Origin of the sequence: Tolypothrix campylonemoides VB511288_2 (assembly GCF_045999855.1) — a bacterium.
Classification (GTDB): Bacteria; Cyanobacteriota; Cyanobacteriia; order Cyanobacteriales; family Nostocaceae; genus Scytonema; species Scytonema bouteillei_A.
The window spans coordinates 42193-68853 of record NZ_JBFPMW010000010.1; the positions used below are offsets into that span (position 1 = coordinate 42193).

The 26661-nt window shown below is 42.9% G+C and carries 22 protein-coding genes; 12 read left to right on the forward strand and 10 right to left on the reverse strand.

What is annotated here, in order from left to right:
* Positions 1-43 precede the first annotated feature (43 nt).
* Positions 44-1672: a CocE/NonD family hydrolase gene (locus tag AB0756_RS26270; protein ID WP_082051620.1), complete on the forward strand. Its 1629-nt coding sequence runs from the start codon at positions 44-46 to the stop codon at positions 1670-1672.
* A 40-nt stretch (positions 1673-1712) separates the two neighbouring features.
* Here the strand turns inward: AB0756_RS26270 and AB0756_RS26275 are convergent, their stop codons facing one another.
* On the reverse strand, positions 1713-2168 hold the full coding sequence (locus AB0756_RS26275) for an arsenate-mycothiol transferase ArsC (RefSeq protein WP_038076290.1): 456 nt from the start codon (positions 2166-2168) through the stop codon (positions 1713-1715).
* A 253-nt stretch (positions 2169-2421) separates the two neighbouring features.
* Between AB0756_RS26275 and AB0756_RS26280 the strand changes: the two genes are divergently transcribed.
* Complete coding sequence (locus AB0756_RS26280; protein ID WP_050045231.1) at positions 2422-3936, forward strand: flavin monoamine oxidase family protein; 1515 nt, start codon at positions 2422-2424, stop codon at positions 3934-3936.
* 145 nt (positions 3937-4081) lie between these two features.
* Here the strand turns inward: AB0756_RS26280 and AB0756_RS26285 are convergent, their stop codons facing one another.
* The gene (locus tag AB0756_RS26285; RefSeq protein ID WP_038076281.1) at positions 4082-4906 is read right to left on the reverse strand and encodes a class I SAM-dependent methyltransferase; all 825 of its coding nucleotides are present in this window, start codon (positions 4904-4906) and stop codon (positions 4082-4084) included.
* Positions 4907-5041: 135 nt separating this feature from the next.
* Between AB0756_RS26285 and AB0756_RS26290 the strand changes: the two genes are divergently transcribed.
* A complete protein-coding gene (locus tag AB0756_RS26290; protein ID WP_038076280.1) occupies positions 5042-5518 on the forward strand; it encodes a peptidoglycan-binding domain-containing protein in 477 nt (158 codons plus the stop codon).
* Between the two features lie 93 nt (positions 5519-5611).
* On the opposite strand, the gene AB0756_RS26295 is transcribed toward AB0756_RS26290, so the two are convergent.
* Positions 5612-6640, reverse strand: coding sequence for a hypothetical protein (locus tag AB0756_RS26295; RefSeq protein ID WP_202048649.1), 1029 nt, complete (start codon positions 6638-6640; stop codon positions 5612-5614).
* A 239-nt stretch (positions 6641-6879) separates the two neighbouring features.
* Complete coding sequence (locus AB0756_RS26300; RefSeq protein WP_038076279.1) at positions 6880-7419, reverse strand: vitamin K epoxide reductase family protein; 540 nt, start codon at positions 7417-7419, stop codon at positions 6880-6882.
* Positions 7420-8434: 1015 nt separating this feature from the next.
* On the opposite strand from AB0756_RS26300, the gene AB0756_RS26305 reads away from it, so the two are divergent.
* Positions 8435-8698: a hypothetical protein gene (locus AB0756_RS26305; RefSeq protein WP_038076278.1), complete on the forward strand. Its 264-nt coding sequence runs from the start codon at positions 8435-8437 to the stop codon at positions 8696-8698.
* A 338-nt stretch (positions 8699-9036) separates the two neighbouring features.
* Here the strand turns inward: AB0756_RS26305 and AB0756_RS26310 are convergent, their stop codons facing one another.
* Positions 9037-11079, reverse strand: coding sequence for an NHL repeat-containing protein (locus AB0756_RS26310; RefSeq protein WP_050045232.1), 2043 nt, complete (start codon positions 11077-11079; stop codon positions 9037-9039).
* Positions 11080-11475: 396 nt separating this feature from the next.
* Here AB0756_RS26310 and AB0756_RS26315 point away from each other — a divergent pair, with 396 nt between their 5' ends.
* Complete coding sequence (locus AB0756_RS26315) at positions 11476-11892, forward strand: DoxX family protein (protein WP_038078348.1); 417 nt, start codon at positions 11476-11478, stop codon at positions 11890-11892.
* Positions 11893-12104: 212 nt separating this feature from the next.
* On the forward strand, positions 12105-12677 hold the full coding sequence (locus AB0756_RS26320; RefSeq protein WP_038078346.1) for a hypothetical protein: 573 nt from the start codon (positions 12105-12107) through the stop codon (positions 12675-12677).
* Positions 12678-12891: 214 nt separating this feature from the next.
* Here the strand turns inward: AB0756_RS26320 and AB0756_RS26325 are convergent, their stop codons facing one another.
* Positions 12892-15102, reverse strand: coding sequence for an ankyrin repeat domain-containing protein (locus AB0756_RS26325; protein ID WP_050045233.1), 2211 nt, complete (start codon positions 15100-15102; stop codon positions 12892-12894).
* A gap of 273 nt (positions 15103-15375) precedes the next feature.
* Here AB0756_RS26325 and AB0756_RS26330 point away from each other — a divergent pair, with 273 nt between their 5' ends.
* From AB0756_RS26330 to AB0756_RS26345, 4 genes are all read left to right on the forward strand, one after another.
* Complete coding sequence (locus tag AB0756_RS26330; protein ID WP_167844741.1) at positions 15376-15666, forward strand: hypothetical protein; 291 nt, start codon at positions 15376-15378, stop codon at positions 15664-15666.
* Positions 15667-15894: 228 nt separating this feature from the next.
* The gene (locus tag AB0756_RS26335) at positions 15895-17589 is read left to right on the forward strand and encodes a vWA domain-containing protein (protein ID WP_038078342.1); all 1695 of its coding nucleotides are present in this window, start codon (positions 15895-15897) and stop codon (positions 17587-17589) included.
* Positions 17590-17600: 11 nt separating this feature from the next.
* A complete protein-coding gene (locus AB0756_RS26340; RefSeq protein ID WP_050045234.1) occupies positions 17601-18887 on the forward strand; it encodes a serine/threonine protein kinase in 1287 nt (428 codons plus the stop codon).
* A gap of 267 nt (positions 18888-19154) precedes the next feature.
* Complete coding sequence (locus tag AB0756_RS26345; RefSeq protein WP_038078340.1) at positions 19155-20279, forward strand: RNA-guided endonuclease InsQ/TnpB family protein; 1125 nt, start codon at positions 19155-19157, stop codon at positions 20277-20279.
* A 19-nt stretch (positions 20280-20298) separates the two neighbouring features.
* Here AB0756_RS26345 and AB0756_RS26350 read toward each other — a convergent pair whose 3' ends face one another.
* A complete protein-coding gene (locus AB0756_RS26350; protein WP_202048648.1) occupies positions 20299-20472 on the reverse strand; it encodes a hypothetical protein in 174 nt (57 codons plus the stop codon).
* Between the two features lie 41 nt (positions 20473-20513).
* Between AB0756_RS26350 and AB0756_RS26355 the strand changes: the two genes are divergently transcribed.
* Both AB0756_RS26355 and AB0756_RS26360 read left to right on the forward strand, forming a co-directional pair.
* Positions 20514-21167, forward strand: a complete 654-nt coding sequence (locus tag AB0756_RS26355; RefSeq protein WP_038078337.1) for a response regulator — start codon at positions 20514-20516, stop codon at positions 21165-21167.
* A 281-nt stretch (positions 21168-21448) separates the two neighbouring features.
* On the forward strand, positions 21449-22741 hold the full coding sequence (locus AB0756_RS26360) for an ATP-binding protein (RefSeq protein ID WP_050045235.1): 1293 nt from the start codon (positions 21449-21451) through the stop codon (positions 22739-22741).
* 72 nt (positions 22742-22813) lie between these two features.
* Here the strand turns inward: AB0756_RS26360 and AB0756_RS26365 are convergent, their stop codons facing one another.
* The 3 genes from AB0756_RS26365 to AB0756_RS26375 all read right to left on the reverse strand — a co-directional run bounded on the left by AB0756_RS26365 (position 22814) and on the right by AB0756_RS26375 (position 26580).
* A complete protein-coding gene (locus AB0756_RS26365) occupies positions 22814-24550 on the reverse strand; it encodes a sulfatase-like hydrolase/transferase (protein ID WP_050045236.1) in 1737 nt (578 codons plus the stop codon).
* A gap of 142 nt (positions 24551-24692) precedes the next feature.
* Positions 24693-24941 carry a peptidoglycan-binding domain-containing protein gene (locus tag AB0756_RS26370; RefSeq protein WP_038078334.1) on the reverse strand — a complete coding sequence of 83 codons (249 nt, stop codon included), beginning with the start codon at positions 24939-24941 and terminating at the stop codon, positions 24693-24695.
* A gap of 499 nt (positions 24942-25440) precedes the next feature.
* Positions 25441-26580 (reverse strand): LLM class flavin-dependent oxidoreductase, encoded by a 1140-nt coding sequence (locus AB0756_RS26375; protein ID WP_050045237.1) that lies wholly within the window; start codon positions 26578-26580, stop codon positions 25441-25443.
* Between the last annotated feature and the right edge of the window lie 81 nt (positions 26581-26661).

The window sequence follows — 26661 nt, forward strand, 5'->3', positions numbered from 1 at the left end:
TCAAGTGTTGAACTTATTCAGGTTGATTGCCTTTCCTATTGAAATGTTTAATGTCTGTCCCAAAGAAACTTTATCTGTACTCATGCGTGATGGCATTCGCCTTGATGCGGACGTATACCGTCCTGATGCAGAAGGAGAATTTCCCGTACTGTTGATGCGACAACCTTATGGAAGAGCGATCGCATCTACGGTTGTTTACGCCCATCCTACATGGTATGCGGCTTGCGGGTATATCGTCGTGATTCAAGATGTACGGGGACGAGGGACATCCGAAGGAGAGTTTCAGCTTTTTGCCCGTGAAATTGAAGATGGAGAAGATTCAGTAAACTGGGCAGCAAAACTACCGGGGAGTACTGGTGAAGTAGGGATGTACGGTTTTTCATACCAAGGTATGACGCAACTCTATGCAGCCGCTACCAAACCACAGGCGTTAAAAACTATTTGCCCTGCAATGATTGGCTACGATTTATATGCAGATTGGGCATACGAAGGTGGAGCATTCTGCTTGCAGAGCAATCTCGCCTGGGCGCTTCAGCTAGCCACAGAAACAGCACGTTTGCGACAGGATGAGAAAGCTTACCATGCTTTGCGTGCTGCTTGTGGTAATTTGCCTTTGCACGATACAAGCCCCAATCGCCCTGAAGTTTTGCAGAATTTTTCCCCTGACTCGTTTTATCACGATTGGCTGGCTCATTCCCAACCCGATGAATACTGGGAACAACTTTCACCCAAAACATACTTCCAAAATGTCGATTTGCCCGTGTTTCATATTGGAGGGTGGTTTGATACTTACTTGCGCGGGACAATGCATTTATATAAGGATCTGGCAGCACGGAGCCAGTACCGCCAACAACTGCTAGTAGGACCGTGGGCACATTTGCCTTGGGGTCGCAAAGTTGGTGGTGTTAATTTTGGTATTAATGCTGCTAGCCCTGTCGATGAAATGCAAATTCGGTGGTTCGACCAATTTCTTAAAGGTATAGATACGGGATTGCTTGAGGAACCACCTGTTTGCTTGTTTGAAATGGGTAGCGATCGCTGGCGCAAGTTTGATAGTTTTCCCGATACAGCCCATAAAAGTTACTATTTGTCAAGTCAAGGACTTAGTAACATTCGAGAAGATTCGGGAACCATTAGCCATCAGCCATTAGCAATTAGCAAGACCGATGTTCTCGTTCATGACCCCTGGCGACCCGTTCCATCATTGGGCGGTCATGCAGCAATGAGTGCAGGTTCCTTTGAGCGATCGCACATCGATTGTCGTTCAGATGTTCTCACTTATACAAGCGAAGTCTTAGAAGAAGATTTGTATTTAGCTGGTGATATTGTGGTTGAAGTTTGGTGTAGTTCCGATAAACCCAGTTACGATTTGTGTGCTGTACTGTCACAAGTGTATCCAGAGGGACAAGTTTACAACGTGACACAAGGCTATCTTCGCTCTCATGGTAGCGATCTGACCAAAAGACAAATTTACTTGCAGACGACCTGTGTCAGAATTGCCAGGGGAAACTTCTTCCGCTTGAGTTTGAGTGCAGCCTGTTTCCCCGCATATTCCATGAATCCCGGTAATGGATCGTCATTGGGGATGGAGGCGGAGGTTATTACATTGATGGTCAGTTGTGGGGGAGAGGTGCGATCGCAACTCTTACTACCAGTGAATTTATTGAGTTAAACTTTCTTCCCCTGCACAATTTACACGTTGGGTAATATTGTCACTCGGCTGAGCGCGACTCACTTTGAGCTAACTGTTCTATGAGTTGGAATAAATTTTTTTCAATTTGCCCAAGGGCTTCTAGAGGAGAGGTTTTATCTATGTCGTGAACTAGCCAGTATTCAATTTTTTCTGTCCATTGGGGAAAGCGCTCATTCATTAGGGGTCTGTGTTCTAACTCATCTAGGGCAATAATCCTAGCCGCTGCTTGAAAATCTTGCTCCTCTGCTGGCTTGGGAAACCGTTCATCATCAATGACATTCACCAAGCGCGTTGCTAAAACCTCAAGGGTATATCGGGAAATCGGTCCCACATTGTTTGCACCACGCTCAAGTGCCAAACCCCGTGAATCGGCATGCCAATCTAATCCCTGCTTAATTGCCAACCAATTAAAAAGGTGTTCGGCAAAGCGGCTGCGGTAGTAGTTACCCGTACAAAGGAACAAGATTTTCTTCATGGAGAGCGATCGCATAATTTCCAGTAAGCCTACGAGTACTTTTTACTGGCAAATGCGTTTATTTGCAATATATCTAAGCTACTTTATCATTTGTAAGGCTCGGGCCCTGTGAGCTTCAGTCAGAAAAAGTTAGAAACTGTCAGTATCCGTAATAAATAGTATTTAATTTATACAATTATCTTTAAAAATTACGTAATCGTCCGTGGCAAGTTGAATCCTAAATCATAAGACAAACAACAAAGGGGATAAAACAATGGACGCTAACACGATTAAAGAACAACTCCAATTCATCAACAGCCAATCACAGAAGAAGCACATTACAATCTTAGGCGCAGGGATTGCAGGTTTGGTAGCTGCTTACGAACTCGAACGCTTGGGACATACTGTTGAGATATTGGAAGGTAGCCCTCGCACTGGTGGACGGGTGTGGACTCACCGCTTCGGTAACTCACCTGATGCACCTTATGCAGAACTCGGTGCAATGCGTATTCCCAGCAACCACGAACTGACACTGCATTACGTTCAAGAAATGGGACTCGGTGACAAGCTGTGTAAGTTTATAACCGTGTTCGAGGAAAGCAACGCCAAAATGAATATTGATGGGGACGCGATCCGCATGAAAGATGCACCGAGAGTGCTGCAAGAAACAGAAGGTGGTCTGTTGACAGATACTCGTTACAGCGAAAAAACTCGCAATTTTGCCGCTTGGCTCAAAACTATTATTAACACCATCGCACCGGGTAATCTTCGTTCTGATTTTGAACGCGACTTGCAATCTCACTTAATGGATGAGTTGGAGCGCTTGGATTTAGATCCCTACTTTAGTGAAGATGGTGAAACCATCGATCTGCACTCTTTCCTGACTCAAAATCCCAGTTTCCGTGCTAAGTGTTCCCAAGGGCTAGACATTTTCCTTGGCGACATTATGACCGAAACCAGCCATGACTTGCTGCAACTTAAAGGTGGAATGGATCAACTTATCCAACGCTTAGCAGCATCAATTAAAGCTGATATTAAGTGCAATGCTGAAGTGGTAGCGCTACACGTAGAAAAAAATTACACCCAAATTACTTGGAAACAAAACGGTCAATTGCATACCAAAAACTGCGATTATATCTTATGCACCATTCCCTTCAGCGTACTCCGTAAAATGGAATTAAGTGGTTTTGACCAACAAAAATTACACTCCATTCACAACACTGTTTACTGCCCCGGTACGAAAGTAGCATTCCATACCAAGGAAGCTTTCTGGCAACAAGAAGGGATTAAAGGTGGTGCTTCTTTCAGCGGAGAAGGTGTACGCCAAACATACTACCCCTCAGTTAAGTTCAATCCAGAGCGTGGAAGCGTAATGTTAGCAAGTTATACCATTGGCGACGACGCCGAGCGCATGGGCAAAATGTCAGAGATTGAACGTTTTGATTACGTGCAAAATACTGTCAGCAAAATTCACCCAGAACTGAATGCACCTGGAATCATTCTGGATAAAGCATCCATTGCTTGGGGTAACTACAAGTGGAGTGCGGGGGGATGCACCATTCATTGGGATGATAGCGAATCCAATTACTTGGAAGCACAAAGATCTCAAAACACCTTATTCTTTGCTGGCGAACATTGTTCTAGATTCCCCGCTTGGCTCCAAGGTTCCATTGAGTCAGCGCTAGAAGCCGTCTGCGATATCGTCAGAAAAAAGCCAGTGACAAAGTCTACTGGTGTAACCGGAACTCACACTATTTCTCCTACAAATTGTCAATTAATGACAGCTTAAACAGTGACCGATCGCCAATGCTCTCTTTTTAAAATGGAGGTAAATATTCGCAAAGTTGAATGATTAACCGTCTGTATTTTAAACCCTTTGGTTCATACCCGCCACGTGCGGGTTTTTTGATGAATTTACAACCTGCTGTACTGACTTAAGATTTTTTGGCAATGTGAAAGGCAGAAATATATGAAAGCTGAAGATAACCTCCAAAATTATCTTCTATCCGATGTCTCAATCCTGTAAATAAAGCATCTTTACTCTGGAAGTCTAATTTAAGGTACGGTGAGTAAGTGTTCAAAAGCATAAAATATTCATCGACATTGTAGGTCACTTCAGATATAACGTTACCGGATTTTAAATCTTTGAATTGTCCCGAATCAACGACCATTTGTCCCAATCCACTCAGAATATCTTCTTGAGTTTTTCTATCTTCATATCGGTCAAGTGATGGAGCATATATTTGATAGACTTCAGATAAACTTTGGTAAACTTCATAGGATGGCTGAAGTTCTTTATTCCATAATAAAATTAGGTGGCCACTCTCATGTAATGCACTGGCAGCTTTGGGGTATCCAACTTCCGGTGATATCCAATGGAAGGAACTTGCTGCTAAAACGGCATCAAATTCACGTTCCACGAGCTTCCACTCTTCAAAGGATGTGTTCTGAAGTTCTACATTCGGATAAAGTTGACAATTGTGTTGAGCTAACCTAAAAAAATCTGGGTTGGGTTCCAAGCAAATCATTGAGTAACCCAAGGGAGCAAACCCTACTGTTGCAGTTGCAGGACCGCATCCGACTTCCAGAATTTTTGAGTCCGGGGTTAGTTGAGCAACTTCCACAACTTGGTGAATCAATTCTTTAGGGTAGCGGGGTCTTACCTCATTGTAAGCCTCTGCTGCTGGTGAATACCAGTGTTTGCGTTGCTCTAGGTCTTTGCTGGAGTAGCTGCTTATTGTTTGCTTTAAGTCTTCCATAATTTACGGGGCGCAAGTTTGAGCCGTCTAACCAATGGCTGTCAACCAAAATATTACCTCTGAAAATACTGAAGATAATCCGGTTTCTAGAGGTAAAACCACTGAATTAATTAATATCATCCACGAGGCATAACTATGCAGGTAGCTACACCAGGAATCGACCCCATACTAAGACTCGGAGCCAACAACCTAAAAGTGCAAGAATTGCAAGAACTGTTAAATGGCAGACTCCCTAGTGGCGATCGCCTTACAGTTGACAGTTTTTTTGGCATCAAAACCCAAAGGGCTGTCAAAACTGTCCAATATCACTTCCTTCTCAAACAAGATGGTATTGCTGGTCCTCTCACCTGGCAATCCCTGCGTGCTAACGCCCCAGTTAACAAACCGATATTACACCGTAGCAGTCACGGTCAACAAGTTGCAATTGTTCAAGAAGTTCTTTTTAGAGGTAAATTTTATCAAGATGGTGCAATTGATGGTATATTTGGTGCAAAAACAGAAGCAGCCGTGCAGGCGTTTCAGGAAAGCGAACAACTCATTGTCAACGGTATGATTGGAGATCAAACTTGGAAAGCACTGAGTACTTTAGCCACTTCTCTCACCGCTAACTAAGCCTCTTTTCCAATCGCATCTCACGCAAAGACATCAAAAAATCTCCGCGCCTTTGCGTGAGATAAAAAATTTTACGTTCTTAGTGTATCTCTTTTATTTTTGACTTTTCTTTGTTGTTGACCTTTGCCGTTTGGCTTTTGGTTTTGAAGGACTAACAGGAGTGTTTTCCGGTAATATTCTACCCAAATGCTTCAAATCAAATTTTTGTTGGGCTTCTAGTTCTGTCAGCCAATTTGATGCTTTTTCTAAGACTTGCTTATCTTGCCTAATCTGAATAATATGTTTGTTCTCTATAACATCAAGTAGAACAAAGATTGAGATAGTCTTCCAACAGACTTGAGGCTTCCCGATCGCCTGAAAATTAGTCACAATTTTTCCTTCTTCAGGTACGTGAAGCCCTAACCCCGCAGCCTGAATCAATGGTTGAATATCGGTAAGTGCCAGACTGTTGAGAGTGGGAAGATGATTCTCAATAGCAACTAACTCTCCTAGATCGGGTAGATCTACTAATCCCGATGGTAAAGCTTCAAACTGAAAAGTGAGATTTTCTGCAAAAGGATCGGCGATCGCATAAATCTGTTTGACTTGAGGTGGTAGAGAGACATTTCCCTGTTTGTAAGATTCCTGTCCTTGTGGTGTAATCTTAAGCTCACCCGTTGGTAAAATTTTCAAACTCTTAAATCTTGCTAAATTTTCAGCAGTACTTTGTAAAAATACGATATCCAACCCCAACACGCTTGACAATTCTTTCAATGTGGGGAGAGGTGTAAATTCAATGCTTGCACGGAGAATAAATTCTTCCAAAACATTAAATTTACGCGGTTCGCTAATCATCACCTCCACCAGGGTTTGTGCTAATTTGTAGCAAAACTGACGCGCTACTACAACAGATAGATTGGAGTTTTGTTTTTCAATTTGCTGTACTAATGAATTTAAAGATAGATCGATTGATTTGGGGTTTTCAACCTTATCCTGTGACAAATCTGTACTCGTAGTCTCTATCTGAGTGCATCCGATTTCATCAGTGTTTACTATAAGAGCTTCCGCTTTAGCTTCTTCAGAAACAGATTCGCGAATATCCGGATTGACATTTTCAGATTTGGTTCGTTTGCGAGGAGGCATATAAGACAAACTTTAATTGGAAGTGCAGGTGGAGATAATGTAAACACACTTCTACCCCAGTAAAATGTAGAGACGTTAAACACAACGTCTCTGTAAAAGTTTATTCTAGTACAGCAGGCGCATAAATAAAGCAACCATTAGTAACAAACAAAAAGCCGACAAGAAAAGCTTTGGCTCCTTCTGCCCTAGTAGCAAGCGATCGGGGCTGCCTTTATGTACTCGCAAATTAAATGTACCGCTCAGCGTGTACTACTTTGTGCTTCAGCCTTCTTGCTGTCCCGACGACTTAGCAGAACACGAGTAGCTGCAAGTACCTCTGGTGCGGCAAGTACCAAAGAGGCTATGGAGCAAACAGTTGCTACTTGACAATACTCACAAAATGCTTTGTTTTCTGCCCACTCTTCTCGAGCGAGTTCGGCTGAGACAACTGTATCTAAAAGAATCTTAACGCCCATTGCAATTGGTAGCAGTGGGTTTCTCCGTGCGCGGTCTAAACCCCCAGCTGCAGCCAACCAAGCTGTCAGAGCGTAATTTAGAACCATGATTGGACCGTCAGGTGAATTGAATCGGCTGTAGGCGTAGTTAGATGCGTCTACTTTATCTGCATTAAAGACTGGGACTGGTGGATCTGGTAAATGCTTGACTATCCCTGTTTGATAAAGTGAAACAATTTGTCCCATTGAACCCCCAAGTGTAGATAAACCAATAATCCACCGACGGCGGGTCATGTGGGGATTATTCCCTTCACGCAGTTCTTGACTCAGTTGATTTGGTTCCATGAAGCCTCGTTCTTGATAAGTTATAAGTTCCGAATCTTGTTAACTATGTTTCACGCCTGACGGTTTAAACAAATAATGCAACAACCGTTATGGCGATCGCAGCCATAGCAGTCAATCACTCTGATACAGATCGTTTGCCTTTATCTTCAAGATTCGATTTCATCTATACCACTAACATTAGACATATTTTGTAAGAGTAGATTTATGGAAGACGAATTGCTGTGAAACTAATTTTGAGTTAGTGGCTGTAAGTCCCTTACAATCATAAACTAGCTATTTTTGTAAGTTAAACATTACCCATCCCAAATTTTTAGAAACCTCATATTTGGCAAAAGTTAATTCAAGCAAAGAAAATTTACTTCTACCAAAAGAAAGAATTATCTATAAAATGTATCCGCTCAATAAGTAAGGTGACAGTACTGATGAAAAACCTTATATAGCAATCCTAGTTGAATTGTAAGAAAATACGCAATTATCTTGACTCATTTAAAGTTAAATTTAATTCATGCTTAGCAATTAGAAATCGCAGCTATATAGACGAAACCTACCGATTGCAGGTTTATTTAATAAAGTTCACGTAGGTGGACTTTGTTTGTATAGTTGCGAATTATATTTGCCCCTAGCGCTCTTAAGTTCTTCACAAATGATTTAGAATTGCTATATAACAGTCCTAAATGATTTACAAACACCTCTTTCTTGTCTCCCTTGTCTAGATCTCAAATAGGATTGCTATATATTGGGGATTACTCGCCCTACTTGTCTTATATTTAAGAGTATTTTTCTTAGAATTATGGCAGATTTAACAAATCGCCCTTCTACCACAGAAAGCAAAATAAATAAAGAGAAAATTCAGGATTGATACAGCACCAATTTATTCAATAAATCGAAAATGAGTTTTTCATAAATTCTAAAAAAAGGTCAAATAATCAAAAGAATTTTTGTCTCTTCAAGAGAAATATCAAGTTACTTTTGAGTATATGGCAACGAATTCTTAACATAAAAGAGGATAAACAACATGGATGAAGTTAATCTTGGTCCCTTCGATCGCTTGCTCGATATATCTGGTGTAGAAGGAGCGGAGGATATATTTAGTAATGTTGGTGGTTCTTTTGGTGATGAGAATCCCTTTACAATGGGTAGTGCTTCTAACATCCAAGACCTACCTTATAACGGTAACCCCTTCGCTGGAGATAACTTCTGGAACATTTTTGCTGGTGGCGTTAACCCCTCTAATCCCTCCTTCGGTAGTGGTGGTGATACCTTCAGTAGTGGATTCTAAATGAGTTGTAAAAAGGTGGGCTAGGGCGTGTTTTCAAACTCTTATAGATCCCACCAAGCCCAGCTATGGTGGTGTACACAAGTCATATCATAGTGGATTCTTGCAGTTTCGATCCCCCCTAACCCCCCTTAAAAAGGGGGGAACTGAATTCCAATTCTCCCTTTTCACGATGTTTCATCTCTTTTTTAGAGATCTGTACACCACCGTAGTTTTAATAAGAGGGGGCTAAGATACTTTACAGTCCCCCAATTTGTCGGGGGATTTAGGGGGAGCTAGAAAATTAGGAGACTAAACAAGTACGCGTGAAAACACGTTCTAGAGCCCACCAAACTCAATTGCTATGGTTGCCAACGGAAGAATAAAACCTTACCGTGGTGGTCTTCTTCAAGAAAAACGATATATTCTCCATTAGAACGGCGGTAAGCTCGGACACCATACGGGACATCTACCCAACCGGCTTCTGGTTCAACATTGGGATCGGGTGTCATGATATCTGCTTGTGAACCATTTGATGTTCTATAGACGTAGACTTGCCTTGTTTTTACTGTTGCGACAAATACATAATCACCTGCAACACTGATTGCTGCTGGATAAATAGTCTGTTTCTCTTCAGGACGTCTGTCTACAGGTAACTTAGTTCTCCAAGCAGGGTTTCTATTTCCTTTACTCCAATTATCAAAACGGACTAATTCAGAGCCGACGATTTTGGCATCATCGTATGGTGGAGGGTTTTCTTTAGTAAACCCTGTCAAGTACATTGTGTCTGTCTCTGGAAAATATTCTACCCTACGTAAATCTGTGAAGAAGCTTGGTGTAGCTATTTTTTTCATTGATGCATAAGTATAGATAGGATTGCCACTCCCATCAAAACCCTGGAGAGGATAATGTCGGATACCATTAGCAGTCCGTAAATTTTTCCACACATCGCCTCGGCTATCTACCCACCAACCACCGATATAGACGTCATCTTTGTTAGTATCATATTCACCTGGATCGAAAGCACCATTACTATTAGCATCGCGCCAAATCCACTCACCTGTTTTGGGTTGGTTTGGAGGCCAATTTCCATCAGTGAAAAAAGGCTTGTTAGGGTCTGCTGGAGTGCCTACAAACATTCCACTTGGTATCGCCGTCCAACCTTCGGAGTTTTGTGCAAAACGATATATTTGCATCCAACTGTTGTACATACCTGTTAGGTACATCAAAGGTCTGCCTTGAACTCTCCGGAAGAAAACCGCAGTTGCTGTAGTATTGAGTCTGGGATCTTGCGGGTATTTAATAGCATTGACAGTGTAGTCAGCATAAGTCCACTGCTGACCGTTAGGTTTGTCATAGTTCATGACATAGTGTTCTTCTTTTGTGAACACATCGCGACCGTCAGAACCGGGATCGGCATCTGCGGTATCTAAAAAGCACAGCCCTAACAACCTCCATTGCAAAGCACCATTTGGAGAAAATTTTCTTAGGTCAGAGCCTGCATTGTTAAAACCATTGTTTGCAACATAAATATTGCCTTGTGCATCAGTACCTACTCCAGTAATACCGTAAAATTTTAAATCCCCTATTTGACCGGGGGTCCCTGAATACACACCTCGTTCAGTACCAAATGTTCCAACTTGGGAGGGAGAACCCCCAATGTTATAGATCAGTATTTGTTGGCGCGGTCCGTTATCTGCAACTAACAATCTACCTTGATTGTCGAGTGCGATCGCAGTTGGCTCCGCAACATTGGTAATTTTTTCCGATAACTGCTGTCCTTGGGGAGAATACCGCAAAATAGCAGCAGCAGAAGAGTTCTCTTTTTGTTGGACAATCCAAAGATTCTTCTGTTGGTCAATTGCTATGTGTCCGGGGCGTGAAAAAGAGAAACTCCGGAGTTGGTTCATAGAGTTAGCGTCATAGACAACAATTCTGTTACCAGCGCGATCGCTGACATACACCTCATTATCCGTTGCTGCTAATCCAGTCACGGGACTACTCGTATTCACAATCACCATACTCTTATCCCAACCACGCCCACCAGAAAAAGGCGCTTGCTGACCGGATAAGTTATAACGTCGGATGCAATACCAAATCGTTCCTTTTGGTGGATAATCCTCACCCGGTTTGCCCGAACCCGCACCTTGTGACATTCCTACATACAAATAGCGCGAATTAGCTGTGACCGCTTTGCCACCCAAACGCTCCCAACCGTGCAAGTCGGCGGCGTATCCGGCAACATCTCCATTTTTATATATACCCGCCTCTTTTGCTGCTTCGTCCCAGATACTATTCGTGTAGACAGTTCCATCGGGTGCAACATACATTGCTTCTATATTGATTTGCACCCACTTACGATTCCCACTAAAGGTATTGCCAATCCAAGATGTCGAATATCCCATTTTTCCAAATTCTTGAGCGATGTGCGTCCATATTCTATCTACGCTAATTTCCGCACATCGCTGAATGATAAGATTTTCTTAATATTGTGTTTTTAAAAATTATAATTTCTAATAAAAGGGTATCATCAAGCTACAAAGTTAATCGGTAGATTGTGTATGATTTATTGTTCGATTCTTGGTGTTAAAACTGAGATTTTGATATTAGTTAAATGTGGGTGTTTTTGCCATAATCGGGCTTTTTTTTGAACAGCCCTTGGGACAAGGCATAGAGCAGTTATGCTAAGGCAGTTATAGAAGAAAAAAGTTTTCAGAAAATCGACTTTAAAAGCTAACTCCAGATAGAAGTACTCAGCAAGAGCAATTTCTACTATTTGAGCAGTGTTTGTGATTTTTCTTATGTATTCTGCATCTTCATATCGACTCAAAGAAATTCTCCGTGGTTTTTTAGCAGTGTCTATCATTATCGTTGGGATTACCCATTTTATTAAGCCAGACCAATACGCCCGGATTGTACCGCCACTATTTCCACCTTTGGCATCCGTCTACATTAGCGGTTTTTTTGAGATTCTTGGTGGTATTGGCTTAATGATTCCGTCTGTCAGTGTAGCCGCAGCTTGGGGGCTGATTGCTCTGTTCATTGGCGTATTTCCTGCTAACATCTACATGACTTTGCACAACATTAAGGTGGAAGGAATTCCTCAAAGTCAATTACTTTATATAATAAGACTACCGTTTCAGGCAGTTCTGATTGCTTGGGCGTACTGGTACACCCATAACCCGCAAACACAACTAGGCGCATCGGACAATCGATAAGGGACTTTGAACTTGCTTGTGAATGTAGGCTGAAGTCCTTTAGGGCTCAGTAATGTTAAGTTTTTGGAGTTCAGGTAAAGAATCTATCAATTGGCGATCGCTACCCCCTGCTGTTCAGAATTCACTTTAGTTCTTCTCAATCTGGCATTTCATGCTAACTTTCATCCTTATTATGGGAATACTGTAAGTATTGTGACTGCAAGGTATCCCTCGTGTTCGACGATCTATTCAACCATTTGAAAGAATTTATCGGTTCAAAAATTCAAGAAGTTGGTAGTGAGTTAGAAAAACGCTTTGATGTCCCCGAGCCTACAGGATCGTTTGTGCTTATTCGTCAATTTACCTTTGGTGATTCAACAATCTCAAAAGGAGGTATTGCGATGCTGGGAGACTACTGGCAAATAGAAGCCTACGAAGATAGCGATCGACGCCTGATAACCACTACAGAACCTCTACGAAATGTCATTTTGTTTGAAGTTGCCGAACCCAACGTTCAAGAATGCGTGCTTGCCTGCCGATTTCATGCGAAAGCACTCAATACAGAAAAACCAATCAATGTGAGTTTGGGTACGCGCAGGCAAGGACAGTGGGGCACGACAACAAGCCTGCTGTCTAAAGGGATTTCACCTACCGAAGATTTTGAGTCTTATGAAGTCCGTGCCTATTTTAAGAAAGAAACAAATTCTGCCAAAGTTCAAATCAGCGTGCAATTTGAGAGTAGTGGTGTTCTTCAGATTAGAGACATTGAACTGCTGCAAGCGCCAACCCGAGCGCAATCCCAATAATGAATTGGGAGCTAAACTCAGCTAATTGTCACTAGTAGTTCACCACATAAGTTTTAATGGGTAAAACGATGTTCAAGCTCATCCTCTTTTTCTCTTCCTCTGCGCCCTCTGCGCCTCTGCGGTTTTTCAATCAACCCTCAAATTCAATGTGGTGAACCACTAGTACAGCTTGGCGGAAGTAAATATACCATTAGGATTGAGAGAAAAGCTTCAGTTATAAGCGTTTGCGCCTTCTGCCTTCATGTACTAGCGATCTCAAGAAAGCAATTACCTCCGCGTGTCCTTTGCCTTGATGACCTTCTTGCAAAGCTATTTCAGCGTATTCTAGGGCAGTATAACCCTCCCCATCATGACATCGTGCGTGCAGATCGGCACCTGCTTGTAGGAACAACCTTACAATTTCGGAATGTCCTTCATGGGCGGCACGTGCTAGGGGAGTCAAACCACTCTTTACACCAAGATTCACATTTGCACCAGCTTGAATCAACAACTCGATAATCTCTCGATGACCTTTATAAGCTGCGTTACCTAAAGCTGCTCCGTGAAAATGATTGACATTGACACCAGTGTTAATTAATTCTCGAACTCTTTGTACATCTCCGTCTTCAGAGGCTTTTATAAGTGCAATTTCTGCCATTCCCTCTTCAGAAGCACCAGCCTGTCTCAACATTGGTGCTATCCGAAATTCACGACCGTGTAACTCAACTTTCATTAATAACGTATTCCCATCATCATCTCTGGCATTAACATCTGCACCTAAATCAATGAGTGTTTTAACACATTCTATATAACCAAAAGCACCGAATGCGGCACACATTAAAGCTGTTTGACCGTTATCACCTTTGAGATTAACATCTGCTCCCGCTTGCACCAGTAACTTTATTACTTCCACTCGATTACTAGCAAAAAAGCTCTCTGCTGCCATCATTAACGCTGTTTTCCCTTCACCCAATCCATCGTCACTATCACTGAGAATGTTCGGCTCTGCACCTGCGTTAAGTAATGCTTCGATAACTGGAATATGACCGTAACTAGCTGCATACATGAGTGCCGTACAACCATTAGAACCAATTGCATTAACATCTATACCTTGAGCAATGGCTTTTTGTACTTTTTTTAAGTTACCGTACATTGCGTTTGTAATAAATTTTTCAACTGCTTTATTTTTCTTTCGTGCTTTTCTTTTAAGAGTTGCTTGAATTTGCTTATCACCTGTTTTATCGGCGCGTTTCTTAATATCATCATTTACTAATGGGTACAAGAAATCATAAACATTACGATGTCCACCAGCCGCCGCACGTAGCAGGGGTGTCTCTCCCTGTCCCCAAGCGTTGACATCAGCACCAGATGCTACCAATAACTTTACTGTTTCAAGATGACCGGAGTAAGCAGCATCCATCAATGGTGTAATGCCATCTCCATCACAGGCATTAACATTCGCACCTGCTTCAATCAGTACGCGTAAAACTTCTGTTTGTCCCTTAAGAGCCGCTTCAAAAATAGGTGGATATTCAAATCCCCGGTTGACGTTTGTGCCTGCGGCAATTAACTCACGCACGATCTCAACATAACCTTTCCTTGCTGCAACAACTAACGGCGGTGTCTCGTGCCAAAGTGTAGGGTCAGGCGCTGCACCCTGACTTAACAAAGCTTTGACGGCTTCCACATCTCCACTTATGACTGCAGCCATGAGAGGCGTTTTTGCTTCTTCCTCAAATTCTTCATCTTCGTCGTACTGTTCATCTTCATGGCTGTCATCTTCATCGCTGAAAATATTCTCAGTATCAGATGAGTTCATCATTCCCAATGCGTTTACCAGTGTCAGCATCATGTTCATAGGGTCGTTCTCCTGACGCTGTAAAGACTCGTCAATGAGAACGGCTACAGCTAATAAATCTGTAAAAATTGGCTGCCGATCGCCATGACACGAAGCAAAGTCTCTGGTGTGAGCGAGGTGATAGTCTACAAGTTCTACAATATCGAGTTCGGGATGCGATCGCCTAAAGAGTTTTTGCCCTCCATTGTCAGTGACTTGCAATTTCACCGTCGTGGTTGTCAAAATTGCATCATCAGCAAAGTAAGTCACAATATCAACACCTGCAAACTCCGTTCTAGTTCTCATAACTGAAGCAACAAGACAGCTATCTTCTGAAACGTAAACGTAAGTCGTGACTTCATTCAAGTGCGACAGTATGAGCTTTCCCAATAAGCGAAACTCCAAGCCTCGTATTTTGCCATCAACTTCATGAATTTTCGCTAATTCATCCACAGGCAAGTCTGTTAAATCGGTTGAAAAGTAATTTCCTTGGGCACCCGCGTACAAAATGGGAATAGGGAGATCGGTATATGAGTCGCAATTTCCAGCAAGTCTTGCCGCTTCTATCACAGATGTAAGACTATGTAGAATTGGATCGTTTGCGTTCATAGTGTGCTCCAAGGATTGGGTTTTCACAATTGTGTTCTTTCTTCTCAGTCACTATGCTTATAATTCCCAGGAAACTCTATTTTGCAAACAAATAGAACAAACTACACCAAAAAACTGTTAGGTCAGGGGGATGTATGATACAAGGATGGCTCAAAAGTATAAGTAGTGCGCTAGTTGAGTAACTGCAAAGGCTGAATATGTGGAACAAACTCAAACATCTTGTATTTCTTTATTTAAAAAACGATGAATCAGAGATACTTGAAAGCTTCGTAAGTGATGAAATCGAGCCCTATATTTAGATCTATTACAATTTCTACAAAGCAAGCACGCGATGTTTATACGACTCGTGCGGGAGCGGCAGCATTACGAGCAACTAAGAAGATTAGGGGATTTGACAAGCTATTGGAAGAACTGGATATATTGCAAGATAGTACGCTGTCTATTCATTTGGTATCAAAATCTGAGTTCGAGTTAATGGTCTTTAAAAAATCTGATATCAAGTTACTTGTATTTACAAATGTTGATATTACTAAAATTTTAGGTGTACTCATCATTCAAAAATGATACCAACAAGACCGGACAGGGATGATAAAAAACCTTACCCAATCTTTATAAATATGAATTTTCTGTAGCAATCCTATTAAATTGATATCGATCGCTGTTTACCGATGCTGTTGAACGTTACATTTTCCGTAACCGACTGCTAAAAACCCGTATAGGAATAGTAGAACTAGGAAAACTTCTCGATCCCTACTTCCTCACCTCTACATATCCTCACTTCTAACATAACTTATGAATCACCCGCATCGGCCACTTGCTGTTTTTGGAATTGCTGTTTTGTTGGGGAATCTGGTTGCTTGCAGTCAACCTCAAACTACCATGATGTCAAAGTCAGCACCTGTAGAAAATCAATTAGCAAAAGAACCTTACAAGCAATCTTCAACGCAACCACTTCAACCTGCGGCGCAACCGAAAAACTCAACACCCCGTCTCTTACCAGCATCTCCTGTGGCAAACACGGGAACACCGTTGTTGAGCCAGACGTCAACGATTCAGCCGAGCGATCGCGATGAAAATCTCAGTCGCGAGGGATATAAGCACAATGAAGACAATCAGTTCCAGAGTGTCAGTGTCAATCCTCTTTCCACTTTCTCCATTGATGTAGACGCTGCCTCATATAGCAATATCCGGCGCTTCATCAACCAGGGTCAGCTGCCGCCATCCGATGCAGTCCGCCTTGAAGAAATGATTAACTATTTTTCTTATGATTATCCCCAACCCGATGACGACAAACCCTTTTCTGTTACAACAGAAGTCTCCTATGCGCCTTGGAATCCCAAACACAAACTTGTCCAAATTGCTTTGCAATCTAAAAAGATTTCTACAGAAAATTTGCCTGCTAACAATCTTGTCTTTTTGTTAGATGTTTCTGGTTCAATGGAAGACCCAAATAAATTACCACTGCTGAAGTCAGCATTGCGTTTGTTAGTAAACGAGTTACGAGATTCCGATAAAGTCGCAATAGTTGTCTATGCTGGTAATGCGGGTTTGGTTTTACCACCCACACCGGGTTCTCAAAAAGATAAAATCTTCGATGCCATAGAACAATTAGCTGCAGGTGGTTCAACAGCAGGTGGGGAAGGAATTCAACTCGCTTATAAAATTGCGAGGGATAATTTTATAAAATCGGGTAACAATCGCGTTATTTTAGCAACAGATGGTGATTTTAATGTTGGTGTGACGAGTGATGAGGAATTAGTCAGTCTGATTGAAAAAGAACGAGAAAAAGGGATTTTCTTAACGGTTCTTGGATTTGGAACGGGTAACTTACAAGATGCCAAAATGGAACAACTCGCTGATAAAGGAAACGGTAATTACGCTTATATCGATAATTTACTTGAAGCGAAGAAAGTTCTTGTTAAAGAAATGGGAGCAACCCTTTTGACAATTGCCAAAGATGTCAAAATTCAAGTCGAGTTTAATCCAACAAAAGTCCAAGGCTATCGTCTGATTGGCTATGAAAATCGATTGCTGGCAAACCAAGACTTTAATGACGATAAAAAAGATGCAGGTGAGTTGGGTGCGGGACATTCTGTGACAGCACTTTATGAAATTATCCCGACTGGAGTAGAAAGTGATGTAACCCTACCAAAGGTAGATTCTTTAAAATATCAGCAAAAAAGTTTATCAAATCAGGATGAAATCATGCAGGTGAAGCTACGCTACAAACAACCCCAAGCGTCTGCTTCTCAACTCCTGACTTATCCTGTTGTTGACCGAGGTGTTAAGTTGAATGAAGCCACAACAAACTTAAAGTTTGCCTCAGCTGTTGCTGGATTTGGCATGGTTTTAAGAAATTCACGCTATAAAGGAACTGCTACTTTTGATGGTGTTTTGCAACTAGCGCGTCAGTCTCAAGGAGCTGACTTGGATGGTTATCGTGCTGAGTTTATCCGCTTGGTTGAAAAAAGTAAGGCTTTGAAATAACTGTAAATCCTATGAACGAAATCCCCAACCACTCAATAAATTCTCATACCAATCGCTTTCCCGATTTTTCCCAACAAGGTTATTTAGTAGAACAAGAGTTAGGATTCAATTTGAATGGCGGGCGAGTGACCTACAAAGCAGTCTGTCTCCAAACTCAGCAAAAAGTTGTTATCAAACAATTTCAATTTGCTAAGGTGGGTTCGAGCTGGTCGGGATATGAAGCTTTGCAACAAGAAATAGCCCTGTTGCAGCAATTGAAGCATCCCCGGATTCCCAAGTATCTTGCAACGTTTGAAACCGATTGTGGTTTTTGCTTGGTACAAGAATATAAAGATGCTCGTTCTTTAGCAGAACCAAGGAATTTTACACTTGAGAGTATTCAACTTATTGCGATCGCTATTCTAGAAGTTCTCGTTTACTTACAACAACAAGTCCCTCCCATTATTCATCGCGATATCAAACCGGAAAATATTCTAGTAGACGATCGCCTCAATGTTTATTTGGTAGATTTTGGGTTAGCGAGAATTGGCAGTGAAGACTTAGCGGCTAGCAGTACTGTCAAAGGTACGTTAGGATTTATGCCACCAGAAGTGCTTTTTGGTCGTTCGCTAACTCTCGCTTCTGACTTATACAGCCTTGGAGTCACTCTTATTTGCTTGCTGACACAAACAAAATCCGCTCAGGTTGGGAACCTAATTGATGATACTTTTCGCGTTAATCTCAACTCAGTTGTTCCCCAAGTTGATGCACGGTTAGTTTGTTGGTTGGAAAAGATGGTCGCACCATCACCACAAGATCGCTTCCCCAATGCTAATGCTGCTTTGTGTCTTCTCAAATCCATAAATTCCATTGACACCGTACAAACTCGTGCGGGCTTCAATCCAATTAAAGTTGCTTTGGAAGGCTTTAGTTTATTGAGTGCGATCGCAATCCTTTCTTTTAGTTATAAAAATACTGTAGAACCTGTTGCAATTCATCCAGAAATAGTGAATATCCCTACGATTGAGAATCCAAGCGAGATCGTACAATTGCGGAACTTCCGAGAGTGTAGAGCCTGCAACTTGAGAGGAGCAGATTTGCGAGGAATGGATTTAAGAAGTACTGAACTTAGAAATGCCGATTTGAGGGGTGCGGATTTAAGGGGTGCCGATTTGAGGGGCGCTTATCTAGTAGGTGCAGATTTAACTGCAGCTAGGCTTGAGGGTGCTAATTTGGCAAGTGCAGATCTGACAGGTGCAACTATGCCCAATGGCTTGGCATGGGAAGTATGGGAGGAGCTACCGCACTCTAAATTTTAAACCGAGCGCGATCGCACTCATTCTCTACTTAACAATCAAGTGCGATCGCATATTGTTCTTGCTCGAAGTAAATATTACCAAGGACTTGCGCTTCTAGCACGGCTTTTCTTGGTTTTTAAACTTCTGATAAGTTCTCTGAGTACGTCTGACTTTGTTCTCCCTACAGAAGCGCAATACTCGAAGAGTATTAGAAGTTCATATTCTTCCAACCTGAAATCTAAACGTTTCTTCATAATATTGTACGGATTATTAGTGTACAATATTAGCATGAAAACACTAAAGTTTAAATTGTACGAACACAAGCGGAATAGATACCTCAAGCGAATGATTAACGCTTCAGGGGGAATCTACAACCATTGCATTGCTTTGCATCGTCGTTACTACCGAATGTGGGGCAAGCACTTGAGTTGTGCAAAACTTCAGTCTCATATCGCCAAATTGCGGAAACGCAACCCATTTTGGCAGATGGTAGGCTCTCAAGCAGTACAAGATATTTGTCAGCGCATTGAGAAAGCGTACCAGTTATTCTTCAAGCACAGCTTGAAGGGAGTTAGTCCACCAGGATTTAAAAAGGTCAAAAAGTACAAATCATTCACTCTTAAACAAGCGGGATACAAGTTTCTTGGTGGCAATAGGATCAAGATGGGAAATCGAGTTTATCAATTTTGGAATAAGCGAGAAATCGAGGGAACGGTTAAAACATTAACCATCAAACGGACGCCATTAGGTGAGTTGTTTATGGTCGTTGTGGTTGACAGTGTAGCTAGTCCGCAGATTCAATTCGAGACGGGTAAAATCGCTGGATTTGATTTTGGACTTAAGACATTCCTCAGTTGCTCGGACGGTACAAAAATTGAGTCTCCCCAATTTTTGAAACAGTCTTTAAGCGCCATTAAGAAAGCGAGTAGGCAGCACTCCAAAAAGGTAAAAGGTTCGTCCAATCGAGAGCGAGCAAGAAAGAATTTAGTACACAAGTATGAGGATGTTTCCAATCGTCGCCGTGACTGGTTCTGGAAGTTGGCACACGACCTAACTAATAGGTTTGATGTGTTGTGTTTTGAGACGCTTAACCTCAAAGGAATGCAACGTCTTTGGGGACGCAAAATATCAGACTTAGCTTTTGGAGAGTTTCTACAAATTCTAGAGTGGGTTGCCAAAAAGAAAGGCAATTCTGTCATATTTATAGACCGATGGTATCCGAGCAGTAAGACTTGTTCTTGTTGCGGGCACGTTCTAGAAAACTTAGATTTGTCAGTCAGAGAATGGCGTTGCCCGAGCTGCGAGTCAATAAACGGAAGGGATGAAAACGCCGCTAAAAATATTTGTACAGTTGGGGCATCAACTGTTGGGTTAGACGACGTAAGACGGGCTATGTCCGCAGTTGTTGCTTGAGCCTAGAATCCGCGCACTTTTAGGGCGCGGAGTATGTCAACCAAACTATGTCTTCCCCAGCTCCTAAGGCATCATCAAACGCTACGGCAAAATTAATAGCTGCTCGATTGCATAGAGCTTGATTCATCTCAATCACATAGTTAATATGTTGACTAATGCTGATTGCCTGTACCCTGAGTAACAAGCATTGCATAGCACACACTCCTTTTTTAGCAAATTAAGATCTTAAGTTCGATGAATATTCAAAAACCAAGGATTTTAATTATTGATGACCATCGCTTGCTGCTGAATGGAACAATTAGTTTGGTAAGCGAGCGTTATCCCGATGCACTGGTATTATCAGCACAGACTGTAGAGTCAGCCCTTGAAGAGGTTGCCGAGCATTCGCCTGACTTGGTAATTGCGGATTTATCCATACCACAAACAGCAGAAACAACGGCGCAAATAGAAAATGGATTGGGGTTGCTGTCACAATTAATGAAGAATTATCCCCATCTCAACCTAATGGTGCAAAGCAGTAATATCAAAGCCTTAATTCGCTTGATGCCAGAAATTGATGCCCATCAGGGAGGATTTACAATAGTGGATAAAAGTTCGAGCGTAGAAACCTTTTTAACCCGGATGGATTGGTCAATCCAGGGACTGACCCACACTAAAGATATTCAAGGGGATTTGGAGGTCAAACCAGAGTGGTTGGAGGTACTGCGACTTGCGTTTGAAGAAGGATTGCAAGATAAAGCAATCGCGAGCGCTATGTATAAATCCGAACGCATGATTCGCCATTACTGGTCAAAAATTCAAGATGCATTAGAAATTTATCCAGAGGAAGGAAAAAATATTCGGGCATTGACCCAAATTCGTGCGCGTGAAAAAGGGTTAATTGACTGAGTGAACTACCCACACTGACCCGGAGTACCGGGTAAAGTGTTGGCTTCCAACTTCACGGAGGAATGCCGCATCTTAGGACTATTTTCAGTAAAAGCCCTCCAGAAAATAATTGGCGACTCCTCATACACCTTTGTCCTTGAAGCCTGCGGCTTACATGAGCGAGAAAGATGCAATCGTCGTCGCCCGCCTTATATCCCGCCACTGATTTGGAGTACCAAATGAGCGTGGGGGACTTACGGCGTATAAGTTAAATAATTGATGGTGTTAAATGTGCTTTATCTATGATATTAGATTCTCATAATACACTTAAGCGTCGAATTGCTCTGGGTATTTTGAGTTTGATGACTGTTGGTGGAACTATTTCCACGATTATTCATCGGCTTAACCCCCATCATGAGACCATTTATTTGATAGTACCTCCCCTGTTTGCAATTACATCCTTAATATTGCTAATTTGTCTTTATACAAAACCGCAAACCTTACAACAGGTAATATATCTAGGTTTATTTCAGGCTGTAATTCTTGTGGTGTTCCCCTCTTGGTTCGTCACCATTAAAGCGTTTACCTCAAAGACTATCCTTGTGGAAACTTTGCCCCCCAGTACCTCAGGATTATTCTTGTTGACTACGTGTATGCTGATAACTCTCCGTCCCCACCAATTGCTGAGGGCAATTATACTTACCTGGTTGGCGATCGCATCTCCCATTTTGACCTACTTAATCCTCAACCCAGTAGAATTACGCAGTCCACGAGGACTAGATTTACTCATCTCTCTGGGTCCAGTTATGGGAGTACAAAGTATTGTAATTTTATTGCATACTCGCCTCCAGTCTATGATAGAACACTTGTATGCGGAGCGTCTTCAATATTATGCTCAAATCATCGAACGGCAAAGTATTCGCCAAAAGGCGATGGAACAAGCCTTTACTCAAATTCATAATGGTCCATTGCAAACCTTGGCACTCCTCCAGAGAGATATCCAACAAAAGCAGATAGCTTCAGAAGAACTTTTACAGCGCTTACATGACCTCAACATGGAGATTCGGGCAGTAGGACGCAGCCTAACAGATGAAAATGATACTGATAACAAACCATTGTTGGTGCCAACAGTCCCGGAATTAGTAACCTCTGAAGACATCCTCCGCTTGGGGGAAGGAACGAGTATCGACCTCAATCTTCCCCTGCATAATTTATTACACGAAGTCTATTCACATACTCTCAAGCGCAATCTACCTTACTTTCAAACGATAAAAGTCAAAGTACGGAATTTTGCACCCATTAATCAACCGAACCTCACTCTAGAAATGAAACGCGATTTGTGTTTGTGGTTAGAGGAAGCTCTATGTAATGTAGGTAAACATGCCCAAGGTGTAACTCGAATTATCGCAACAGGAGAACAACAACAGGATAAATACATTCTTAGGGTACAGGATAATGGCTCTGGGTTAAAACCCGGACAGCAACAGGGAACAAAGCACAGCTACTTATTAGCGAAAAGGTTGGGGGGAGAATTTCGTCGGGAGTGCTTACCCAAAGGTGGTGTATTGTGTGAGCTTTCTTGGTTTGTGGGATGATTGCCCAAAAGTGTAATACCCAATGGAATTTTTTGACAGGTGCCAAATCAAACAACCTCAGGAAGCGTAAAGCTACAAATTAGCAATTGCAGTATTTAAAGCCTCGAGATGTTCATCTGTTTTACCCAGCTTGCTTTTTGATTGAGTTGTTTGAGAAGCAAAGGACAAATAGTCTTTTAATGCTTGCTGTTGTATGGCTTGCAGTTCTGGCGAAGTTAGAGGTTTACGCAACTCATTGGGAATAGCATCATTAAACAGATTGCTAACAAGTTCTTTGTACAATTTGGGTTGACTGTTGCTGACGTTATCTAATTCCTGCTGTCCTCTAACTGTACTATAGTTGTAAAGCTCTATTTCCATACCTTTGGTTTCAATATCTATCGTGCCAGAACGCCAGAAGTTATAAGCTCCTAGTTTCGCTTTGTCCGTGCGATATCCAATAATATGATTTGGGGTCTTGCCTAAAACGAGCAGTTCTCCTACCAACTCTAATATCAGTTCATCTGTAGTGTGAAGAATATAGGAGCGCCCTGATGCATAGGGTTGGCGCAGGATTTGGGCAATGTCCAAGCGTGTACTTAAATGCTTGAATGCTGATTGGCGACGCCATTGATTATCTCCACTAGCCAAAGTCAGTAACAGTGGGACAATATCTACACTAGAACACAGTTGTGTCCGTTCTGTTCCTGGGGTAGAAACCCACTGTTTAGTTGGATCTTTAATATAGAGAGGAACATTAATTGATTCTTCATAGACAGCAGCGCTCTTACCGCGCAACCCGTGAGAACCGCCATATTCGCCGTGGTCTGAGGTAAACACGATGATGGTATTTTTGGCATAGGGGGAGTTTTCTAAAATATCAAGTGCTTTGCCAATTTGAGTGTCCACAAATTGTTGGAATAGTAGATATGAATCCAACATTTTCAGCCAAGGTTCCCCAAAGTTCGGTGGTACAAAGCCAGCTCCTATGTTTGTTGCTCGGCGAAATGCTTCTTGCAACCGGGGCTTTTTCCTTAACTCGATGGGGTTCTCAAAGTTAGGAATCTTGTCTTTGAAAATACTTGGCGGGTTATTTTCTTCTGGTATCTGCTTTGTACCACGGGGATACCAAGAAATGTCATGGGGATTTATTAAGCTGATGGTTGTACACCAAGGAGTATTTTTAGCATCGTTGGAATTGAGCCACTGAGCAAACTGTTCGGTGGCTTGAATTCCTTGAGGAGGTTTACCACCGTTGACAATATAAGAGTCTACTGCTAAACCTTCGCCAGGATTACCATTGGGAGAAGGATAAGTTCCTCCACTAAATCCGTAGGGTTCGAGGGAGTTTGTAGTGGATAAATGCCATTTCCCGAACCACCATGTACTGTAACCAAAGTTGTCTCGCAACAGTTTTCCCCAAGTCGGAAAACCAGGGTTAAGACTTGGTGCCGGTGCCTTAATTAGTAAGCCATTTTTACCACTACCATCGTTCAAATGTGTATCCATTACATAGGTTTGATGGGAGTATAAACCAGTTACCAATGTACCGCGAGCCGCAGTACAGGCTGTTGCTGCTGTATAGTACCGCGTGAAGCTAACAGAACTTTTTCGTAATTTAGCCATGTAGGGTAGAAGACTGTCGAGAGTCGCTTGTGCTGGAAACCATTTTGGGGTTCGTAGTTGGTCTACAACAATTACAAGGATATTCGGCTTTTTATACTCAGATGTTTGTGTAATTGCTGATGCGTTAGATTTAACTAGAAGTTGAGACCCAATTAGTGCAGCACCTGTTAAACCAGTTGTTGATAGAAATGTCCGTCTTTTCATAATCTTGATTTAATTTTACGAAATACAAGAAATCCGACTAGTTCTGTATAAAACTCAATAAATGTTAATTTAGTAGGGTGGAGCAGAGCCCACCTTACTATTGAGTAAGCGTTTTCAGCTATGATTAAAGCCATCTATGAAATTAACTGGCTCTTCTTGCCCTTGCTGCTTGTTCGTGTAAAACTTGCCAAGTTTGTGGTCCAACAATTCCATCTACAGTCAACTTGTTATTGCTTTGAAAATGTTTTACCGCAGTTTCTGTTTTTGTGCCAAAGTCACCATCAACTGTCAATGGTCCATATTTTAGAAGATTCAGGTCTTGTTGCAAATGCTTAACATCATCTCCTCGATCGCCAAGTTTCAATGTACGGTCTTGAGTATCTACTGGCATAACTTTCTCCTTTTTTGTTTGTGTTTGATGATTTCAGTATCGGAGAATATCAAAGGGAAATCATTGATAATTGCGGACAAAGACAATTGTGATTTTTGACCATTGGGTATTACACTTTTCGGCAATCGGTTAAATGGGCAATCCGCGCTATCGCCCGCCTAGGAGGATACTTAGAACATAGGAAAAACAGTGCCATTGGTATACAAGTTTTATGGAGAGGTTGGTTAGAGTTAGAAACTTGATGCCAAGGTTGGCTACTGCACCAAAATTTTAAATATAGCGTTCCAAATGATAAACACTACCCGATCCAATTAAAAAATAATTCGCGTGTAATGTTTGCGAACCGAATCAGAGTGTGTTATGTGTCTCAGTCGCAAAAGCTTTCTCCATTAGATATACAATCAGGCGCGAACATCTTGCGTCACGCGAAGCGGTTTAACGCCTGCGTCAGCCGCACCCGCTAACGGGCGTCGGCTGCACGCAATGGTTGGGCTATCCATCAGACTGAAAATGCCTTACCGTCAGTTTGACCTTTTGGTGTTGTCTCATGCGCGGCCCGCTCGATCCGGGGCCAGACCTCTTTCGCCATGAGCTCCATGGAGCGCTGGGCGAGCGCTGGATCGGTCCAGTCGTGGCCCGTGTAGAGCAGTGTGCCGAACGCGCCGACCTCGTTGCGGAATGCAAGAATCTGGTCAGCGACGCTCTGGGGGGTTCCCGCGATTACGAGACGCTCGATGCACCGTTTCGTAGAGAGATCGGAATCCGGCTGGTCGGGAAAGTCGCGCATGACGTCCAGCGCGCCGGCCTTCGCGAGCTTGGTCCTCATGACATGGAAATAGAAGTCGTGTGCGCCGCCCTCGCGATGCACGTAGCGATGTGCCGTGGCCTCGTCATCGGCCACGAAAACGCTGCGTGCCACGCGCCACCCGGAAGCATCGGCACAGAGGCCCGCCGCTCGTCGGCCTTCCAGGTAGTTCTTAATGTGGGCCCGGACTACGTATGCACCCAGGTAGGTCGCCGAGATTCCGGACCAGCCGCGTGCTCCTGCGGCGTGCGGTCCCCGAGCGTCCGGTCGGATCGAGGTGATGGCGATGGGCGGATGGGGCTCTTGCAGCGGTCGGACAGCGACACCCACTCCGATGTTTCGATCGAGCGATCGCTCCGTGGTGGTCCGGTAGAACTTGCCTTCGATCCGGTACGGCGGCTCTTCGCTCCAGATCCGGCACATGTGCTCGAGCGCCTCCTGGGTCTTGCGATTTCGATCCGAGCCCAAATCTCCGATGGCTTCTGCGTCACCGGCAACGCCAGGTCCGACTCCCAGGATCAATCGACCCTGCACCAGGTGGTCCACCATCGCAACCTGCGCTGCCACCATCGCCGGGTGGTAGTTGGCGAGCGGAAGCACGCCGGTACCGAAGGCGATCGACGGGCACGCATCGGCGAGATTCGCAATGAAAGCGAGGCTCGAGGTGATCGTCTCGGCCGAGTCAACGAGATGCTCGCCGATGAAGGCCTCGCGGTAGCCAAGTCGGTCGGCGAGCACGACCGCTTCGCGATCCTCGCAAAGAACGTCCCCATAGGAACGGGACGGCGGGTGGACGGGCTGGATGAAGAATCCGAGCTTCAGGGAGTTCTGCATTGAGTCTTTATAGTCGTTTATTCGTTCCGTGCTGCCCAACTACTTCTTATACGGTAACTTGCCGTATAATTTTTTCAATCC